Source organism: Streptomyces sp. SID11385 (assembly GCF_010548245.1).
Classification (GTDB): Bacteria; Actinomycetota; Actinomycetes; order Streptomycetales; family Streptomycetaceae; genus Streptomyces.
The window spans coordinates 1-18,798 of record NZ_JAAGLR010000499.1 but is presented as its reverse complement, the minus strand read 5'-3'; the positions used below and the strand labels follow the sequence as shown (position 1 = coordinate 18,798).

General features: G+C 73.6%; 14 protein-coding genes and 1 pseudogene. 2 read left to right on the top strand and 13 right to left on the bottom strand.

The features are described 5' to 3' along the window. From G3I42_RS15530 to G3I42_RS15485, 10 genes and pseudogenes are all read right to left on the bottom strand, one after another. A pseudogene (locus G3I42_RS15530) lies at positions 1-265 on the bottom strand (hypothetical protein); the annotation flags it as partial. A 109-nt stretch (positions 266-374) separates the two neighbouring features. Next, on the bottom strand, positions 375-689 hold the full coding sequence (locus tag G3I42_RS15525; protein WP_164286387.1) for a hypothetical protein: 315 nt from the start codon (positions 687-689) through the stop codon (positions 375-377). Further along, positions 686-1,786 (bottom strand): hypothetical protein, encoded by a 1,101-nt coding sequence (locus tag G3I42_RS15520; RefSeq protein ID WP_164286386.1) that lies wholly within the window; start codon positions 1,784-1,786, stop codon positions 686-688. The genes G3I42_RS15525 and G3I42_RS15520 overlap by 4 nt, the downstream gene beginning before the upstream one ends. Further along, the gene (locus tag G3I42_RS15515) at positions 1,783-2,385 is read right to left on the bottom strand and encodes a hypothetical protein (protein ID WP_239096473.1); all 603 of its coding nucleotides are present in this window, start codon (positions 2,383-2,385) and stop codon (positions 1,783-1,785) included. The genes G3I42_RS15520 and G3I42_RS15515 overlap by 4 nt, the downstream gene beginning before the upstream one ends. Continuing rightward, a complete protein-coding gene (locus G3I42_RS15510; RefSeq protein ID WP_164286384.1) occupies positions 2,382-2,717 on the bottom strand; it encodes a hypothetical protein in 336 nt (111 codons plus the stop codon). Before G3I42_RS15510 ends, G3I42_RS15515 begins: the two co-directional genes overlap by 4 nt. Further along, positions 2,714-2,944, bottom strand: a complete 231-nt coding sequence (locus G3I42_RS15505; RefSeq protein ID WP_164286382.1) for a DUF6284 family protein — start codon at positions 2,942-2,944, stop codon at positions 2,714-2,716. The genes G3I42_RS15510 and G3I42_RS15505 overlap by 4 nt, the downstream gene beginning before the upstream one ends. Before the next feature lie 182 nt (positions 2,945-3,126). After that, entirely contained in the window at positions 3,127-3,507 is a 381-nt protein-coding gene (locus G3I42_RS15500) for an RNase adapter RapZ (protein ID WP_164286380.1), read from the bottom strand. Between the two features lie 505 nt (positions 3,508-4,012). Next, on the bottom strand, positions 4,013-4,750 hold the full coding sequence (locus G3I42_RS15495) for a GntR family transcriptional regulator (RefSeq protein ID WP_164286378.1): 738 nt from the start codon (positions 4,748-4,750) through the stop codon (positions 4,013-4,015). A 457-nt stretch (positions 4,751-5,207) separates the two neighbouring features. Beyond that, a complete protein-coding gene (locus tag G3I42_RS15490; protein WP_164286376.1) occupies positions 5,208-5,876 on the bottom strand; it encodes a response regulator transcription factor in 669 nt (222 codons plus the stop codon). Further along, entirely contained in the window at positions 5,840-7,111 is a 1,272-nt protein-coding gene (locus tag G3I42_RS15485) for a sensor histidine kinase (RefSeq protein WP_164286392.1), read from the bottom strand. The genes G3I42_RS15490 and G3I42_RS15485 overlap by 37 nt, the downstream gene beginning before the upstream one ends. A gap of 591 nt (positions 7,112-7,702) precedes the next feature. On the opposite strand from G3I42_RS15485, the gene G3I42_RS15480 reads away from it, so the two are divergent. Continuing rightward, positions 7,703-8,440, top strand: coding sequence for an ABC transporter ATP-binding protein (locus G3I42_RS15480; protein WP_164286389.1), 738 nt, complete (start codon positions 7,703-7,705; stop codon positions 8,438-8,440). Beyond that, positions 8,434-10,899 carry an ABC transporter permease gene (locus tag G3I42_RS15475; protein ID WP_164286374.1) on the top strand — a complete coding sequence of 822 codons (2,466 nt, stop codon included), beginning with the start codon at positions 8,434-8,436 and terminating at the stop codon, positions 10,897-10,899. Before G3I42_RS15480 ends, G3I42_RS15475 begins: the two co-directional genes overlap by 7 nt. A 229-nt stretch (positions 10,900-11,128) precedes the next feature. On the opposite strand, the gene G3I42_RS15465 is transcribed toward G3I42_RS15475, so the two are convergent. The 3 genes from G3I42_RS15465 to G3I42_RS15455 form a co-directional block, all read right to left on the bottom strand. Further along, positions 11,129-12,304 carry a cytochrome P450 gene (locus tag G3I42_RS15465; protein ID WP_164286372.1) on the bottom strand — a complete coding sequence of 392 codons (1,176 nt, stop codon included), beginning with the start codon at positions 12,302-12,304 and terminating at the stop codon, positions 11,129-11,131. A 101-nt stretch (positions 12,305-12,405) separates the two neighbouring features. Continuing rightward, on the bottom strand, positions 12,406-13,194 hold the full coding sequence (locus tag G3I42_RS15460) for a calcium-binding protein (protein ID WP_164286370.1): 789 nt from the start codon (positions 13,192-13,194) through the stop codon (positions 12,406-12,408). A gap of 179 nt (positions 13,195-13,373) precedes the next feature. Then, positions 13,374-18,716 carry a pentapeptide repeat-containing protein gene (locus G3I42_RS15455; RefSeq protein WP_343244553.1) on the bottom strand — a complete coding sequence of 1,781 codons (5,343 nt, stop codon included), beginning with the start codon at positions 18,714-18,716 and terminating at the stop codon, positions 13,374-13,376. Positions 18,717-18,798: the final 82 nt, after the last annotated feature.

The following is an 18,798-nucleotide window of genomic DNA, read 5'->3' as shown; positions in this document are numbered from 1 at the left end:
CGCGGGAGGCGGCGCGGGAGGCCGCGACGCCAAGGGCGGCAAGGCCGGTGGCCGCCACGGCCAGGCCGACCGGGCCGCCGGCGAGACTCGCTGCCGCGACGGTGCTCACGGCGGTGTTCGCGCCGGAGAAGGCGAGCGGCACCACGGGCCAGCCGCCCGGCGTGTGCTCCCCGGCGGACTCCGTGACCGGGGTCGAGGTGGGGGTGGCTTGTTCGGGAGGGGGCGCCGCCTCGGTGACTTCCGGGGGCGCCACGGTGTCCGTCATGCTGGGTACGCTCCTTCGCGGAGTAGAGCCCGGTCACGGCTGTGGAAGGTGTGTGGCCGGGCTTTCTGCTGGCGGCCCGCCGCTCGTAGCGCGGCGGGCCGGAGGCCGGTCACGGCCGGGGGTTGCGGTAGCGGTGAAGGGGATGGTCCGCCGCTGTCTCCTGCCACCGCCGGGCCTCGGCGGCGTCCACGCCGCGCGTGCTCACCTGGAAGTCGCATCCCGGCGCTGCGCAACGCGAGCGCACCTGAGCCCTGCCCTCGGTGAGCCGGGAGAGAAGCCACGTGGCGGACGAGGCCACCGACAGCGAACAGCTCAGAAGGAGCAGCGCGGGAACCCCGTACGTCGAAAGCAGCCAGCCGACCGCGACCGCGAGGCCGGGCCCGAAGGTGAAGACGACGGCGTTCGTGGCGCGGCCCACGCTCATGACGTGCTCTCTTCCTGGGCCATGAGCGCCGTCCACGCCGCCCGCACGCGGCTCTCGCCGCCGACGAAACCCTGCACGCGGAAGGCGGTCGCCGCCTGCCGGTAGGACAGGGGCGGGGTCTCCGAGTAGCGCAGCCACCGCAGGACGACGAGGAGCTGTTCGTCCGTGAGGCTCGAACCCGCCTCGGGGAGCGGGACACCCGCGATCAGCGCCATGTCGGCGAGCGTCACGGGCCCCAGCTCCGGAGCCGGCGACGGACCAAGCAGCTCGTACGGCGCGTGGCCCGTCGCGGTGGCGTCGAGGGCGTCACGCTCGCCGTCCTTGGAACCCGCCGCCTCCGGGTTGACCTGCGTGTCTCCGGTGTGACGCGGCACGCCGTCCCGAGCCTCCGTGCTCGTCGGCAGTGCGGCGGGCGAGGCGGCGTCACGAGGGGGTGTGACGGCGGGAAGGGCGAACATCTCGGTGAGCGCGTCGGTGGCGGCGGCCACGGTGCGCTCGCGCTGGACGGTCAGGAGGCCGTCCGTCGTGATGCTGTCCCCGGCCCCGACCTTGCGGGCCAGGCGCCATGAGAGCTTCTCGGAGCGCTTCTGGACCCGGGCGTTGGGGTGGTTCGCCGCCCGCGCGCGGTGGTAGGCCAGGGAGCGGATCACCTTCGCCGCGCGGGCCTGTGCCTCGGCGTCGTGGCCCTCGGTGTGGACGACGATGCGCCGGGCGAGGAATGCCATGCCCTCGGCCGCCGCCGTCATGCCCATCGGCGTCACGGCGTAGATGACGGTGCGGGCCGCGTCCGGTGCCGCCGAGGCCGCCATCAGCGCGGCCATCGCGGGCAGCAGCCACAGCCCGATCCGCAGCACCTTCGGCGAGGACTGCCCCATCATTGTCAGGCCGAGGAGCACGAGCGCGGCCACCATGGTGGCGCCCTCGCCGGCCCCGACCGCCCCGAGCGCCGTGCCGGTGCCGTAGGCGTGGCTGATGTTGCTGAACGTGCCGAGCGCCCCGATGACACCCGTCCCGATCATCGGGACGAACGCCATACCGAGGACGCTTTTCTGCGCTTTCGTCAGGCGGCGGCCTGCCGGTTGCGTGGTGGTGGTCATGCCGCGCCTCCTCGGAGCAGCGGGCCCAAGAGGTCCGTGATGTCGGTCCCGGTCAGCCGGGTGCGCTGGTCCATCGCGAAGGCGACCGTGCGGATCGCCGGCCACAGACCCACCGCCGTGCGACGCGCGATCCGCTGAACGGTGGCCCAGGAGCGCCCGCCCGGCGGGGTGTGGTCGCGGCCCAGCAGGAGGCCGTGGTCTGCGAGCGTGTCGATTGCCAACTCGCGGTCGTGCTCGGCAGCGCAGTCGAGCGCCCGCCCGGGCGTCCACAGCCCGTACCGGCGCAGGTACTCGACGTGCGCCTGTGCGCCTGCGGCGGCCACCGTGGCGAATTCCCAGCCCGGTGCGCCGTCCCACTCGTGAACGGTGTTCCCGGTGACCGACCACGTGCCGGGGCGCGGCGACCAGGCGATGACCTCGCTGGTCAGCACCCGCATCCCCACGGACAGACCCACGACGGCGTGAGCCGACTCGTGGAAGGCCAGACCGAGACGGGCCTGCCCGTACGACAAGCCGATGTCGGCACGCGCACGCAGGTTGCCGCGGTGGTCGCGGAGCATCTCATCGGACGGCGGCAGGGGCGGGATCGGGCTGCTCATGCGGCACGCTCCGTCTCCGGCTCGCCGGAGCCCGTGCACTCGCCCAGCAGGAAGAAGCCGGTCAGGCTCACCGAGGCACCTGCGTACTTGCTGCTGGCGGTCAGCCACGAGGTCTGCCCGGACCGCGCCCAGGTAACCGTGTACGGGTCGATGCCGAGCGCCTCGCGCCACGCCTCAAAACCGGCGAGGTCGTTGTGGAAGGCCAGGTGGACCCGGTCCGGGTAGACGGTGGTCAAGTCCACGCGGGGCGCGGGAAGATCGGGGCGGTCGAGCGTGAGCGCGCGCAGAGCGGTGAGCGCCGGGGCCAGGTCTCGGATGCACAGGCTCGTCACGCCGCACCGCCGACCTGCCGCGCGGCGGAGTTCGCCAGCGCACGGCGCTCGGTCAGAACGCGGTTGTGGGCCCGCCGCAGCCGCTGGCGGTCCAGCTCGGACGGCGCACGGTCCAGGACGGCGATCTCGGCGTCGAGCAGCAGGATCTCCGCCTGAATGGCGGGCATCTCCCGCTCGATCCTGGCGAGGTCGGCCCAGGAGGGCTCCGGGTCGTGGATGATGTGCATGGGTCGTGGTCTCCCTGGTAGAAGGCGCGACCCGACAGCACCCCGGAGCGGCTACTCCGGGGTGCGCCGGTTTGCGGAAACGAAGCGCACGCGCTGTGCGTGCGGGTCGCGGATGGCGACCTGTGCCCCGGCCGGGAGTCGAACCCGGCCGTCGACCATCGGGGCTGTGCTGCGGGGAGCGCTCAGCGCTCGACGACCGGGAGGCTCAGATCCAGGTGCGTGACGCTGACCTCGTGACCCTCGGCCCGCAGCCGCTCGGCGAGCAGGAGCACGAAGGTCGGGGCGCGGTGGCGTCCCCCGGCGCAACCGGCCGCGACGGTGACCTCCCCCGCACTCGGGCCGGAGGCGAAGGCAGTGACGGCGCGGGCCGTGGCGGCGACCAGGCCGCGGATGCCGGGGGTGGACCGGACGACGTCCCGGACGAGAGCGTCAGCGGCGGTCATGTACCGCAGCTCGGGCGAGACGTGCGGGTCGCGGAAGTGGGCCCGCAGGTCCACGGTCAGGTGAGCGGCCGGGGCAGCGCCGTGCAGGTAGCCGAACGAGATGAGCTGTACAGCAGCCATCAGAACCTCACAGATGAGAAGAGGGGACGAACCGGCTCCCCGCGCTCCCCCTCGTACCGCCACAGCGGGCGGGACGAGGGGGAGAGGCAGCCGGCCGCCGCAGCCGGAAAGCAGTGTGTGCGGCGGGGTGACGCGAAGGGCGTTACCGCTCGTACGGGTCCAGCGCGAGCGGCGCCGAGGGCAATCGACGTGGTGGGTACATCCGGCCTCCTCGCGGAGTCGGGACGGGGAAGGTGGTGCGGTCTCTTCGGGAGCGCGCTCCCGTTTCAGGCACATGAGACGTGACCTTTCGGTCTCAGCCCTGGGGTGAATGCAAAGGACCCCGGCGCCCTCGGCCCGCTCTGTCCCGGGCCCCTGGAGAGGTGCGCACGCCGAACAGTCCCCTTTCGGAGTCCGGGCCGCGCGACCTCCCTAGGGATATAGAAGCACACATCCCTAGGGAGGTCCAGGGGGCGTGGAAAAGGGGACTCGCGACGGCGAGTCCCCTGGTGGTCTTCCTCGCAGGTCAGCCCGTGATGCGGTACTCCATGACGTAGACACTGGCGTCGAGGAGCATCCGGTTGACCTCCACGGCGCGGCCCTCTTCCGTCAGGGCGGTGCGGTAGATCTCCACCACGGGCGTGCCCTCGCTGAGCCGCAGCCGCTCCGTCTCTTCCCTGCTCGGCATGCGCGAGCGCAGCTCCTCTACGAACCGGACCGGCTTCGCACCGATCTCGGCGAGACGGGCGTACGTACCACCCGGGCCCGTGTCCTCCTGGGTGATCGCGGAGCCGCGCACAAGGTCGCTCGGCAGGTAGGAGGTAGCCGACTGAACCGGCTCCCCCTCCACCTTGAAAAGACGGTCGCGCACCACCACCTCCGCTCCGTCGTCGAGGCCGAGCACCCGCGCGACATCGTCCGGGGCTGCTGTCTCGTACACGCGGAGGTCCGTCACCTGCATCGGGCGGTCCCCGACGTCCGCGCTCCAGATGGACTGGCCCGCACCCCACCCCTCGGCCGACAGGCGTTTGTTGGCGACCCGCCGGATGGGCTGGAACTCGCGTACGTACGTGCCGCTACCCTTCCGTCGCACGGCGAGCCCCTCCGAGACCAGCAGCATGAGCGCCCGCCGTGCGGTCTCCTTCGCCACCCCGTGCTCCTTCACGAGGGCCGGTTCGCCGGGCAGGCGCGCCCCCGGCCGCAGAGCACCGCTCCGGATGCGCTCGCGCAGCTCCTCCGCGATCTCTCGCGCGGTCTCCGCCATCAAGCTCCTCACTTCCCTAGGGTGGTCTTCCCAGCTTGGCACACGTGCGCTCGGTACCCCACTGCAGGGGAGCGACGCGGGTGGACCGCCGCCCAGCGGTCTCAGTCCCGGTCTCACTCGCACTCGATTCCGGGGACGTCCGTCCGCGCAGGAGGAGGCGCTGAACTTCGCGGTCCTCGGCGAGGACGACGCAGCGTCTCAGTCTCCGTCTCACTTACGCTCGATTCCGAGGATGTCCGCCCGGCCGCGCTGGCGTCCGAGTCTCCGTCTGAGCTGCGGCGCCCACGTGGCAGCGGACAGCCCCGGACACCCCCGGAATCCGAACGGACAACTTGTAAAGCGTGGGTCGTCGGTTCGAATCCGACAGGGGGCTCCACGGAAAGCCCAGCTCAGACGGTGTCTGAGCTGGGCTTTCGTCGTTCAGGCGATGCGTCGCCGCCGTCCGGCTGGCCGCGGCTCAGGCCCGGAGGTAGGCGAGGACCGCGAGGACGCGGCGGTGCGTCTCGTCCGCCTGCGGCAGGTCCAGCTTGGTGAGGATGCTGCTGATGTGCTTGCCGACGGCCGCCTCGGACACCACCAGTTCACGCGCGATCGCCCCGTTCGACCTGCCCTCCGCGATCAGGGCCAGGACTTCGCGCTCGCGCGGGGTGAGCCGTTCCAGCGGGTCACGCCGGCGCCGCAGCAGCTGACGCACCACCTCGGGGTCGACGACGGTGCCGCCCTCGGCGACCTCGCACAGGGCGTCCACGAACTCCTCGACCTGGCCGACCCGGTCCTTGAGCAGATAGCCGACGCCCGAACCGTCGCCGGAGTCGAGCAGCTCCCCCGCGTAGGTCCGCTGCACGTACTGGCTGAGGACGAGCACCGGCAGCGCGGGCCGCTTCTCCCGCAGCCGGACGGCGGCGTGCAGCCCTTCGTCCTGGAAACCGGGCGGCATCCGCACATCGGTGACGACGATGTCCGGCGTGTGCTCCTCGACGGCCGCGATGAGTGCGGGGGCGTCCCCCACCGCGGCGACCACCTCGTGCCCGAGGCGGTCCAGCAGACCGATGAGTCCTTCGCGCAGCAGCACGCTGTCCTCGGCCAGGACTACGCGCAGGGAGCGGCCGGACCGGTCAGCTCGCAAGGGAATTCCACCTTCAGTTCGGTCGGTCCGCCCGGCGGGCTGGACAGGGAGAGTCTGCCATCGAGAACCGACACCCGGTCCCCGAGTCCGGTCAGGCCGCTGCCTCCGCGCGCGTCCGCGCCACCGCGTCCGTCGTCGCGCACCCGCAGGGCGAGGCGTCCTCCGGCCCAGCCGCCGGACACCCGCGCGCGGTCCGCGCCGCTGTGCTTGGCGACATTGGCGAGCGCCTCGCACACCACGAAGTACGCGGCGGCCTCCACCGACTGCGAGAGCCGTCCGGGCAGGTCGAGGTCGACATGGACGGGAACGGGCGAGCGGTCGGCCGCATCGTTGACGGCGGCCTCCAGACCGTAGTCGGCGAGCACCTTGGGATGGATGCCGTGGATCAGTTCGCGCAGCTCCGCCAGCGCCTTCCCGGCCTCCTCGTGGGCGCGCGCCAGCTGTTCGGCGAGGGGCCCGTCGGGAGCGTCCAGGCGGGCCAGGCCGAGGGTCATCGTGAGTGCCACGAGGCGCTGTTGGGCCCCGTCGTGCAGATCGCGCTCGATGCGCCGGCGCTCCGTTTCGAAAGCGTCCACCAACCGGACGCGGGAGCGCGCCAGTTCGACCACCCGGACGCCCAGGTCGGCGTCGCGCGGGGCGATCAGCAGACGGGTCAGCTCGGCGCGAGCACCGGCCGCGGTCCCGAGCACGTACGCGCCCAGGGCCACCAGCACAGCGCCCAGAACGGCGAAGCCCGACGCGGAGGGCCACGTGGTGACCGTCCACTGCTTGAGGACCTTGGCCTCCTCGCCGCCGCCCACCGTGGCCATCATCACGGGGGTGGCGACCATGGACAGGGGGACGAGCAGGGCCACGGTGACCGCCAGCGCGTCGACCGGCCACAGCAGGACCGCGAACAGCAGCGCGTAGCCCAGCTCGCGCCAGGTCGCCTGCTCGCGCAGCCGCGTCGTCAGCCAGACCCGGAGTCCCCCGGCGGCGGGCACCCGGTGCCGCGCGGGTGCCGGGTCCAGGTCGACCAGGCCGAGCCTGCGCCGCTCCGCCCAGGCCACCGGCAGGCCCGCGAGCGCCGTCAGCACGAGCAGCGGCAGCCCCACGAGTACGACGGCGAGGGCCCCGCCCAGGACCGCGAGGATCGCGATCCCCACCAGGGCGACGGCTCCGGCGGGCGCGCCGGTACCCAGGTAGGCGGCGCTGCGCCAGGGCCAGGCCGAACACAGGTATCCCGGCCGCGACATGGCCTGCCACACATTGCGAGGGTGCATGACAGCACCGTAGAAGTCGGCTCCCCCACGGGCCAGGGGCCCAGATACCGGGTCCGGGGTAGGGCAGGACCTACCCCGGGGGGCCGGACACCCAGGCCGCCGGCCACGCGCTGATGCGGCCGGCGTCGGGCGGCCGGGCCCGTACCCCGCTGAGCGGCGACAGCCGGCCGGAGGGGCGGGGGTATGCCTGGCCCTACCCGAAGTCTCGCCCCTGCCGCACTGCGCCGGAGCACCCCCGCGCGGTGGTGTGGAACCACCGCGAAAACGAAGGGTGGCGGCGCTCCGATGACAGGTTGGCTCGCGGAACACGTGCCGTCGCACGGCGCTTTCGGCATCCTCGTCGCGCGCCCCGCTCTTCCCCGCGCCGGGGACCGCCGCCGGCGCTCCACCGAGCGGGCCCCTCGGGTCGATCGTCCGGTGCGGACCGCACGCCGTCCTCCTCCGGCGCTTCATCGCGGTCCCGCGCACCGTCGTCCCCATGCCCCCACGCCGGTGAGCGGCGCCGTTTCCGAACTCCTCCTGGCCGTGGGCCTCGGAGGGCCGACCTCGAACGAGTGGGGACTCATGAACAACGACGCGATCCGCTTGCGTTCCGTCAGCAGGCGATACGGGGCCGGTGAGTGTGCCGTGACGGCACTCGACCAGGTGTCGCTCTCCTTTCCCCGAGCCACGTTCACCGCGGTGATGGGCCCCTCCGGGTCGGGCAAGTCGACCTTGTTGCAGTGCGCCGCCGGTCTCGACCGGCCGACGTCCGGATCGGTCACCATCGGCGGTACCGAACTGACCCGGCTCAGCGAGACGAAGCTGACGCTGCTGCGCAGGGACCGCATCGGGTTCGTCTTCCAGGCGTTCAACCTGATGCCGTCGCTGACGGCGGAGCAGAACGTCTCGCTGCCCCTCAAGCTGGCCGGCAAGCGGGTGCCCAAGTCGCATGTCCGTGAGGTCCTCGACCAGGTCGGGCTCGGCGGGCGCGCGGGCCACCGGCCCAGCGAGATGTCCGGTGGACAGCAGCAGCGCGTCGCCCTGGCCCGCGCCCTGGTCACCCGCCCCGACGTGCTGTTCGGAGACGAACCGACCGGCGCCCTGGACTCGCGGACCAGCCGCGAGGTGCTTGCCCTGCTGCGCTCCATGGTCGACCACGAGGGCCGGACGATCCTCATGGTCTCCCACGACCCGATGGCTGCCTCCTGCGCCGACCGCGTGGTCTTCCTGGTCGACGGCCGCGTCAACGGCGAACTGATCGGCGCGAGCGCCGACGAGATCGCCGCCCGGATGACGAAGCTGGAGGCCGTGACGTGCTGAGCGTCGCCCTGTGCACGCTGCGCACCCGCTGGGTCACCTTCGTCGGCAGCTTCGTCGCGCTCTCCCTGGGCGTGGCGCTGCTCGCTGTGATGGGCCTGGCGCTCGCCTCCTCGGTCGACGCCCCCGAGCGGCAGCCGGAGCGGTTCGCCGCGGCGCCGGTCGTCGTCCAGGGGCAGCAGACCCTGCGTGTGCCGACGCCGATCGGCGACCGTACCCAGACGCTCGCCGAGCCGCGGCCGGTGCCCGCGCGGGCCGTGGCGGAGTTGGCGAAGCTCGGCCGGGTCGTCCCCGACCGCTCCTTCGCCGTGCGGGCGAAGGGCGGGCCCGGCGACCTGGTGGGTCACCCGTGGTCGACCGCCGCGTTCGCACCGTACGAACTCTCCGCGGGGCGCGCGCCGCGCACCGGCGCCGAGGTCGTCGTCACCGGCGACTGGGCGCGTCCCGGCGCCACGATCCACACGGACCGGGGCACGATGAGTGTCGTGGGCAACCTGGTCCCGCGCGGCTTCGAGGACGCCGTCTTCTACTCCGACGAGCGCGCCGCCGAACTATCACCTGACAGTACGCAGTTGGTGGTGGACGCGCGCCACCTCGACACGGGCGCCGTACGCGCGGCGGTGGCCGGCGACCGCGGGGTCACCGTGCTCACCGGCACCGGCCGCCGCCGCGCCGACGCCGATCCGGACCGCGACAGCGAGGCGCTGACCGCGATGAACGCCATGTTCGGCACCGCGGGCGGGGTCACCGCCTTCGTGTCCGTCTTCGTGGTGGCGTCCACCTTCGCCTTCGCGGTCGCCCAGCGGCGCCGGGAGTTCGGGCTGCTGCGCACCGCGGGCGCCACACCGGGCCAGATCCGGCGGATGGTCTTCGCGGAGGCGCTGTGCGTCGGCGTCCTCGCCTCCGCGACCGGCTGTGTCCTCGGCGCGTACGGCGCACCGCGCCTGGCGGCGTGGGTGGTGGACGGCGGTCTTGCTCCGCGCTGGTTCACCATCGGCGACTACACCTGGCCGTACCACATGGCGTTCTGGGCGGGGCTGCTCGTCGCGCTGCTCGGCGTGGTCGCCGCGTCCTGGCGGGCCGGCCGCACCGGCCCCACGCAGGCGCTGCGCGAGGCCGCGGTGGACAGCGGGGCGATGACCTGGGGCCGCCGACTGTGCGGAACGGGCCTGCTGCTGACCGCCGTCGTGTCGCTGGTCATGGCACTGGCCGGCGATCCGGGAGACCTGCTGCACCGCAAGACGTACGTCAGCCGCCCCATGCTGCTGATCACCGCGGTCGCACTGCTCGCCCCGGTCCTGGTGCGCCCGCTGACCCGGCTGATCGCCTGGCTGCCCGCCCAACTGCCGGGCGCCACCGGCATGCTGGTCCGCGAGAACGCGGCGGCCGGGGTCCGCAGAACCGCCGCGATCGCGGCGCCCGTCCTGGTCACCGTCGCCCTCGCGGGTTCCCTGCTGGGCGCGACGGCCACGCTCAACGAGGCGAAGGCCACCGAGACACGTGAACAGACCGCGGCCGACTTCGTGGTCCGTCCCGCCGGCAACGCCGGGTTCGACCCGGTGACGGTGGAGCGGCTGAAGGCGGTCCGGGGTGCGACGGTGTCGGCGACGGCGGCGAGTGCCGTGTACGTCCTGGAGGACGGCGTCGCCCTGATCAAGTCCGGGGCCCGCGCCGCGCAGGCGGGCCCGCTCGCGGCGACGGTGCGGCTCCCGCTCGCCGCGGGGAAGGTCGCCGGCCTCGACGACGACTCGATCATCGTCAACGAGGAGTGGGCTCGGCACACGGTGGGTCAGCACGTCGAGGTCTGGCTCGGCGACGGCACGAGGAAGTCCCTGCGCGTCGCCGCCGTCATGTCGGTCGGCACCGGCGACAACGGCGTCTACGTCACACCCGCCAACGCCCGCCGGGCGCCTGTGGACCGGGGGGACGTCTCGGTCGCCCGAGGGGCCGACAGCACCGCGGTGGCCGCGGCCCTGAACAAGGCGGTGAGCGGCACGAAGGGCCAAGTGTTCACGAGATCCCAGTGGGTGGAGGCGAGTCGTCCGGAGACGAACCGGACCACCCGGTACGGCTTCGTCCTCGTACTCGGCATCGCCCTGCTCTACACGGGCATCTCGCTGGCCAACACGATGGTGATGGCGACCTCCGACCGCGTCCGCGACCTTGGCGTACTGCGCCTCGCCGGGGCCACGCGCCGGCAGGTGCTCCGGCTGGTCGGCGCCGAGGCGTTGGTGGTCGTCGCGGTGGGCGGGGTGCTCGGGCTCCTGGTCGCCGGGCTGAACCTGGCGGGTATGCGGGGCGCGCTCGGCCTGCGGTCGGTCCGGAGTCCGGTGGAACTGCCGTGGCGGGAGATCGGCGGTACCGTCGCGGCGTGCGCGGCGCTCGCCGTGGTGTTCTCCGTCGTACCCGCCTCGCTGGCGATGCGCCACCGGGCCGTGGAGTCGGCCGGCGTCAAGGAGTGACCGGACGGTCCCCGTGACGGTGCCCCTCGCACCGGGCGCCATCACCGCCGCCCGCCCGCTCCTTCGGCCGGGCGGCGGAGCTCCCGTACGGACCGGTGAACGGCGCGCGCCCGTGCGCGGCCGGCGTGTTGTCGACGATCAGGACGTCGTCGCGCTGCCGGTCGAAGCGGGTGGTCACCGCACGGCAGGCGGCACGCAGGGGGGCTACGGTCTCGTCGCGAGGGCCGCCCTACCGTCTCGCGTCGCCCAGGACCGGAAGCGACTCCGGGCCGTGGACGAGGCGGGTTCGGCGCCAGATGATGTGGTCGGGCGGGACGGCGAGGCGGAGAGCGGGGAACCGGCGCAGCACAGCCCTCAACGCGATCTCGGCCTCCGCCCTCGCCAGTGGGGCGCCGAGGCAGCGGTGGATGCCGTGGCCGAAGGCGAGGTGGGCGGTGGCGTCACGGGTCAGGTCGAGGCGGTCGGGCGCCGCGAAGCGGGCGGGGTCGCGGTTGGCGGCGCCCAGGGCGATCAGGACGGGGTGGCCCGCGGGGATGTCCGTGCCGCCGAGCGTGACGGGCTCGGTCGTGAAGCGGAAGGTGGCCGTGCTGACCGGTGGGTCGTGGCGGAGGAGTTCGTCCAGAGCGGCCGGGATGTCGTCGGGATGCTCGCGGAGGCGGTCCTGCTCGGCGGGGTGCAGGAGGAGGGCCAGGAGGGCGTTGCCGAGGTGGTTGGTGGTGGTCTCGTGGCCCGCGACGAGCAACAGCACAGCCAGGGAGACGAGTTCGTTCTCGGTGAGGGCGTCGTCCCCGTCGCGGGCGGCGACGAGACGGTCGAGGAGGGAGTCCCCCGGCGCCGCGCGCTTCGCCGCGACGAGTCCGCTCATGTACGTCGCGAGCGCGTACGAGGCCCCGTCCACGACCTCCGGGGCGCCCGCCGCGAACAGCTCGGCGGACCAGCGCCGCACGTCGGGGCGGTCCTCGTCCGGGACCCCGAGCAGTTGGCAGATCACGGTGACGGGGAGGGGACCCGCGACCCCGGCAACGAAGTCGAAGGGCTCGCCGGGGACCCACCGGTCGAGCAGTGTGTCCGTGATCCGGGCGATGGCGGGGCGGAGCGCGGCAACGGCCCCGGTGGTGAAGGCCCGGGTCACGAGTCTGCGCAGCCGGGTGTGCTCGGGCGGGTCCGTGGCCAGCATGTGGTGCGCCAAGGCCGGGTGCAGGTCACGGCTCGAACGCTTGCCCGCGAAGAAGGCCGCCGTGTCCTTGGAGAGCCGCACGTCCCCGAGGGCCTGCCGCGCCTCCGCGTAGCCGGTGACCAGGTAACTGATGTGCCCGCCGGGCCCGTTGGGGACTACCTGTACGGGACCCGCCGAACGCGGCGCCGTGCGGGAGGCGGACGGGTCGTGACGCGCGGACTCGCTCATGCCGACAGCCTCTCACCGCCGAGCCCAGCGAGCCCGCCGAGCCCAGCGAGCCCCGCGATCACCGTGAGTCCGGGTGCTCGGCGGCTTCGCCCCCGTACCGCTTACTTCACGTCGACGTAGTCCGCCGTCGAGGAGACGGCGGGTGTCGTTGACGTCCCCGCGAAGGAGTAGCGGAAGTAGCCGTCCGCCGTGGCCTTCGTGGTCGTCTTCAGGTTGCCCTTGCTGTCCGTCTTGACGGTCTTGAGGGTCGTGTAGGTGCTCGACCCCTTCTTCTTGAACTGGAGCTTCACGGACTGCTTCGTGTAGCCCGCGTACTTGTACGTCTCCCAGTTGGCGCGGGTCAGTGCCCCCGTGACGGTGATCGTCCTGCCCCTCTTGACCGGCTCCGGGGAGGCGTTGACCGTCAGCCTGGAGTTCCGCAGGACCTTCGCCTTGCCGGCGTTGTCGCGGTGGATGTAGTCGCCGTCGTAGCTCATGGCGGCGGCGCTCGCGGTCCAGGTCCCCGCCGTGGTGTTGTCCTCGACGTGGATGCGCGGGTTGATCTTCATGGTGTACGTGCACGTCGTCGTGGTGCGCGGGGAGGTCACGCACGCGCCCGCCATCTTCTCCGGGAAGACGAACCCGTAGGGGTCACCGTTCCGCACGGGGCCGTGCCACAGGGTGGCGAGGGTCGAGCCCGTCTCGATGCCCGAGTCGTCCACGGCGGTCACCACGATGGTGAACTTCTTCACCTCCGTGGTGCCCAGGACGATGTCTTTCCCGCCGTTGACGACCACCTTCGCGATCTTGATGTCGCCCCGTGACTGATCCGCGTGAGCGGCGACCGGGACGGCGAGGGCGGACAGGGCGAGGGCCGCGGCGAGGGCCGGGACGGTGGTGCGGTGACGCATGAGGTCGTTCCCCACGTTCTGGTGGCGAAGCGACGCCGCGGTGGTGCGGCTGCCGCCGGAGGCGCACGCGCTGTCGGCGCCACCTGGGACGACCACCGGAACCCGGTGAGGGTTGTGCCGTACACACGGATTCGTGTCGCCTCGCGGCGCCCGTCACCGCCCCCCCTACAACCGCCCCCTCACAGCTCCTCCCCCCGCGCCAGCCTCCGCGCCCCCGGCAGATGCCGGTCCAGCTCGCCCGGGGCGAAGCGGGTCATGCCGACCACGTGCCAGAACTCGCCGCCCACCTCGCCCTCCGCCTTGTAGCCGCCCGCCGGGGTGAAGGCCGCCCAGCCGCCCGTCACGCCGACGAGCGTGGCCCTCGCCGTGACGGTCACGTCCCCGGCCGCGTCGCCTGCCGCGTCGCCGTTCACCCGCCACAGCCGCACCGTCCCGTCGTCCCCCGCGCTCGCCAGGTGTCCGCCGTCCGGGCTGAAGGAGAGGGAGTAGATGCGGCCGCTGTGGCCGGTCAGGGCGGCCACGCTCGTTCCCGTCGCCGGGTCCCACAGGCGGATGACGCGGTCGTCGCCCGCTGTCGCGAGGAGGGGGAGCGTGGGGTGTGCGGCGGCCGTCCACAGTTTGCCGGTGTGCGCGCGCAGTACGTGCTGGGCGGCGCCGTCGCGCCAGATCACCGCCGTGCCGTCCCAGGAAGCGCTCGCGAGCCAGGAGAGGCCGGGGCCGAAGGCCACCGCGTAGACGCGGTCGGTGTGCGCGCTCAGGGTCGCGGCGAGGGCGCCGTCCCCCGTGTGCCACAGGCGGACGCGCCCGTCGTCGCAGCCCGTCGCGATCGACGAGCCGTCCTTCGCGAAGGCGACGGACCGCACGCGGCCCTGGTGGCCGTCGAGTTGCAGGCCGTGGGAGCCGGTCGCGCGGCGCCACAGGCGCACCGTGTCGTCGTCGTTGGCGGTGGCGATCTCCTCGCCGTCCGCGCTGAACGCCTCGGCCCAGGTCCGGTCGGTCTCGACGTCCAGCTCGCGCAGGAACGTCCCCCCGTCCGCGTCCCACAGGTAGACGTGCCCGGTGCTGCCCGCCGTGGCGAGGACGGTGCCGACGGGGCTGAAGGCCGCGGAGATCAACCGGTCGCCCCGGCCCACGAGTTCGTGCAGGCGCCGCCCCGTGCGCACGTCCCACAGGCGTACGGTCCCGTCGCTGCTCGCGCTCGCGAGGCGGGTGCCCGTCGCGTCGAAGGCAACCGCGTTGACGCGCCGCCCGTGCCCGCGCAGGATCGGCTTGCCCTGGCCGGTCGCCGCGTCCCAGATCTGCACGACGCCGTCGTCCCCCGCCGTCACGAGCTGGGTGTCGTCGGGGCGGAAGCGGCAGGCCCAGGCGGAGCCCTGGTGCGGGGTGGGCTGGAAGCGCTCGGGCACGGCCTCGTACCCCTCGTGGCCCGTTTCGTGGCCCGCCTCGTGGCCCGCGGAGAGCTGCCACAGGCGGACGGCGCCGGTGGCGTGGCACGCCGCGAGGTGCCGTCCGTCGTCGGCGAAGACGACCTGGTAGACGCCGCCCGGGCCCTTCTCCAGCGGCGGCCCCGGCACGCCGGTGCGCGGGTCCCACAGGCGGACGCCGCCGTCGGTGTCGCCGCTCGCGAGGAGGTCGCCGTCCGGGTGGAAGTCGAGCGTGTAGACGCGTCCCGTGTGGCCGTGCATCTCGTGCAGGAGCCGCTGGTCGGAGGTGCGCCAGATCCGTACGGTGCCGTGGTCGTCGATGCCCTCGTCGGCGGAGGCGAGCAGCGCGCCGTCCGGGCTGAACCGGACGCGGAAGACGGGTCCTTGGTGCGGGCCGAGGCTCGCGAGGAGCCGTCCCGTCGCCACGTCCCACAGGCGGACGGTGCCGCTCCTGTCGCCCGTCGCGAGGGTGCGTCCGTCGGGGCTGAAGACGGTCGTGTAGACGAGGACCGTGTGCCCGGGGAGCGCGTGGAGCTGTGCGCCGCTCGCGGTGTCCCACAGGCGTACGACCCCGTCGCCGTCGCCCGTGGCGAGGATCGTGCCCGTCGCGTCGAGCGTGATGGGCCACACGCCGTCGCGGTGCACGGAGAGCGTGGCCCGGCAGCGCCCGGACACGGGGTCCCACAGGCGTACGGTGCCGTCCGCGCTGCCCGTCGCGAGGACGGAGTCGCGGAACTTGATCGCGTAGACGCGGTCGGTGTGGCCGTGCAGGACGCGCAGCGCCTCGCCGTTCTCGGGCGCGCAGATCAGGACGCTGCCGTCCTGGCTGCCGGCCGCGAGGAGTTCCCCGTCCGGGCTGTACGCGACGGGCTCGGGCAGCCGTCCCTGCTGCCGGCTGAAGCCGTACGGGACGCTCACGGCGGCGGGGCGCAGCACCGTCTCCAGGGGCATCCCCGGCGCGATCGTCGCGGTGGCCAACTCCTCGGAATCCGCCGCCTCTTCGTCGGTCTCGGTGCGGATGAGGACGGCCCGGCGCCAGCGGCTCTCCGCGAGCCGGGCGCCGCGCAGGTCCGCGCCGATGAGCCGGGCGCGGCGCAGATCGGCGTGGCGCAGGTCGGCCTCGCGCAGGTCGGCGCCGTCGAGGCGGGCACCGGCGAGGCGGGCGCCGTGCAGGACGGCGTGGGAGAGGTTGGCGCCGGTGAGCTGGGCGTCCGTGAGGTTGGCGCCCGTGAGGTCGAGGCCGGACAGGTCGCGCCCGGAGAGGTCCTCGCCGGGGAAGTGCACGCCGCGCAGGTCGGCGTCGGTGGGGACGCGGAGGCGGCGGGTGATGCGGTAGGCGTTGGTACGGGCGGCGTCGGTGGCCCCCTGGGCGGCGCGGCCGCGGGTGCCCGCCTCGCCGCTGCCCGCCCCCGCCTCGCCCGATTGCTGCCCCGGTCCCTCCAGCGTCCGGCGCACCCACGCCGCGACGCGTTCCGAGTCCGCCAGGTCGCAGAAGAACTCGACTGCCAGCGGCGAGAGTTCGCGTCGGGCGAGGAGAGCGTCGTCGCCCTCGCCGAGGCGCCGCGCCGCCTCCCTCGCGACGAGCCATTCGATGACCGATTCGTGGATGAAGTGGAAGATGCCGTCGTCGACGCGGATGAGGAGCGTGCCCGCGCCGACCGCCTGCGCCTCCTGCGCGAAGAGCATCCCGTCGCTGCCGCGCCCGAAGGTCTCCGCGACGATCTCGGTCAGCTCGTCCAGCCGCAGGCTCCCGCGCCCGCTCTCCCACAGCCGCAGCGCCATCGCCGTCACGGCCCGCCAGAGCTGGTCCAGCTCCAGCCCGGGGGCCGCGCCCGGGCCGCCCTGCCCGCGCCGCTCCTCGAAGCGCAGCCACGTGCTGAAGACGTCCTCGTAGAGCCGGGCGGCGCTGAGCGTCCCCTCGGAGCGCGCCACGGCCCGTACCTGCTCCTCGTCGAGTGCCGCGACGAAGCTGAGCAGCCGGGGGTTGGCGCAGAGGTCGAGCAACTGCGGGACGCCGAGCAGGAGTTCGTAGCGGCGGGCGGCGTTCGTCTCGTCGCCGTAGTAGTTGGTGAGGTAGCGGCGGATCTGGTGCGGCGTGAAGCCCTCGACGGAGAGGAGGCGGCGCTGCGGGAGGAGTCCGACCTGCTCGCCGAGCGGGGTGAGGACCTGCTCGCGGGAGCGGAAGTGCTGGGTACGGCCGCTGATGACGATCTTGGCGCGGTCGACGGCGGCGTTGAGCAGGGTGTGCAGGTGGTCGGCGGCGCGTTCGTAGCTGACGCGGTTGACGAGTTCGTCGAAGCCGTCGAAGAGGAGGACGACGCGGCCCTGGCGGAGCATGTAGCGCAGCGCGCGCAGGTCGATGACGTCCACGCCGTGGTTGGCGAGGTGGGCGGCGACGAGCCCGTCGAGGCTGTGCGAGCGGTCCAGGGAGCGCAGCGGGATGAGCAACGGGGCCAGGTGGGGCAGGCGTTCGGGGATGCGGCGGGCCAGCTCGCGCAGCGCGAAGGTCTTGCCGTGGCCGAAGTTGCCGAGGAGGAGGAGCACGCGGCCCTGGTCGGTCTCCAGGAGGCGGAGCATCTCCTCGACGAGGTCCTCGCCCTCCTCGTCGCCCGGGTGGATCTCGTCGCGGTAGCGCTGCGGGAGGTACAACTCGGGTGCGTACGCCCCGTCGCCCGCGAGGTCGGCGGTCTGCGCGGCGACGTACTCGCGCAGGTCGATGAGCCCTTGCAGCTCCAGGAAGCTCCGTACCCGTACCCCGCCGCGCGCGGCCCGCTCGCGCAGTCCGGGCCCGGGGCGCTCGCCCGCGTACACCAGCTCGGCCTCGGTGCCCGCGTCGTCGGCGTGCGCCTGGGCGAGGAAGCGGTCGAGGTCGTCGTCGGTGAGGGTGCCGGGCTGGACGGCGACGCGCAGGAGCCGTACGACGCCGTCCTCGTCCCAGGCCGCGACGACCTGCGTCAGGTCCTCGGGCACGGCGGGCCGTACGTCGCGCAGGCGCACCCCGGGGCGGCGGGCGCGCAGCACGTCCTTGACGCGCTCGGCGAGCTGCGCGCCCGGGTCGTTGACGGCGCGGTTGTCGGAGTGCGCGGCGTCCCGCGCGGGGTTCTCCTCGTTCCCCGCGCCGCCCGGGAAGCGGGGTGCCGCACTCCATGCGACGGGGAAGACGGCGGGCTCGGCACCGGCCCCTTCCGTGGTGCCGCCCCCTTGCGGCGCCCACCGCTCGACGCCCCGCGCGCCGACGCGCAGAAGGCTGAAACGTGCCGGACCCGCTGCACCGAAGAGCGGCAACGGTCCTGTGGCGGACGGGAGTTCGGCGTGGGTGGGCACCGCGCCCTGTCCCCGGCCGTCGCCGCCGGGGCCATGCAGGAGCACGTGGAGCCGGGGCGCGAGGAGGCGCTGGAAGACCTCGGTGTCGCGGAGCGGGCCGGTCCCTTCGCCGCCGCCCGTCCCGGGGCGCGTGGCGGGACGGGCGGCGGGGGCCGCGTGCGCGGCCGGGGCGAGCAGCGGGTGCCGCACGAGCCCGACCCGGAGCCAGCCCTCGTCCTCGTAGCGCCGCAGCGCCTCCGCGAACCAGGCGGCCTGCGCCCGCCCCACCATCCCGTAGCGGTCCTCCAGGCGGTGCGTGCGCGCGATCGAGGAGTTGAACCCGGCGACGACGGTGCGCAGTTCGGGTACCGGGAAGAGCGTCCAGGGCTGGTCGGCGCCGAAGACGACGTCGAGCCCCTGGTACAGCTCGCCGAACAGCCTGCTGAAGTGGCGCCACTTGGGCCAGTACGGCGGCTGCGGGCGGACCTCGTCGGCCTCGCAGGTGTGGAAGTACGCCTGGCAGGCGGCCTCGTTCACGTCCTGGTTGCCGGGGACGACGAGCACGCGGCCCGGGGCGAGGCCCAGTTGGGCCCGCAGCCCGGTGACGAAGTCGAGCGCCTGCGCGCAGTTGCGCGGCGAACCGGAAGCGGTCAAGTCGCCTGAGACGACGACGAGTTCCGGAGCGGGAGCACCCGCGTCCCGCAGTTCGATCAGGTCGCCCTGGATGTCCCGGAGCAGTTCCTCGGGCTCGCGTCCGCGCCCGAACTCGGGTCCCGCGAGGTGCAGGATGTTCACGGCCTCCTGGCGCGCGCCGCCCGGCACGGCCGGCGGGTAGTGCGGCGCGGTCCCCGGCCGCCGCCGCCCGCCCCGCTCGCCG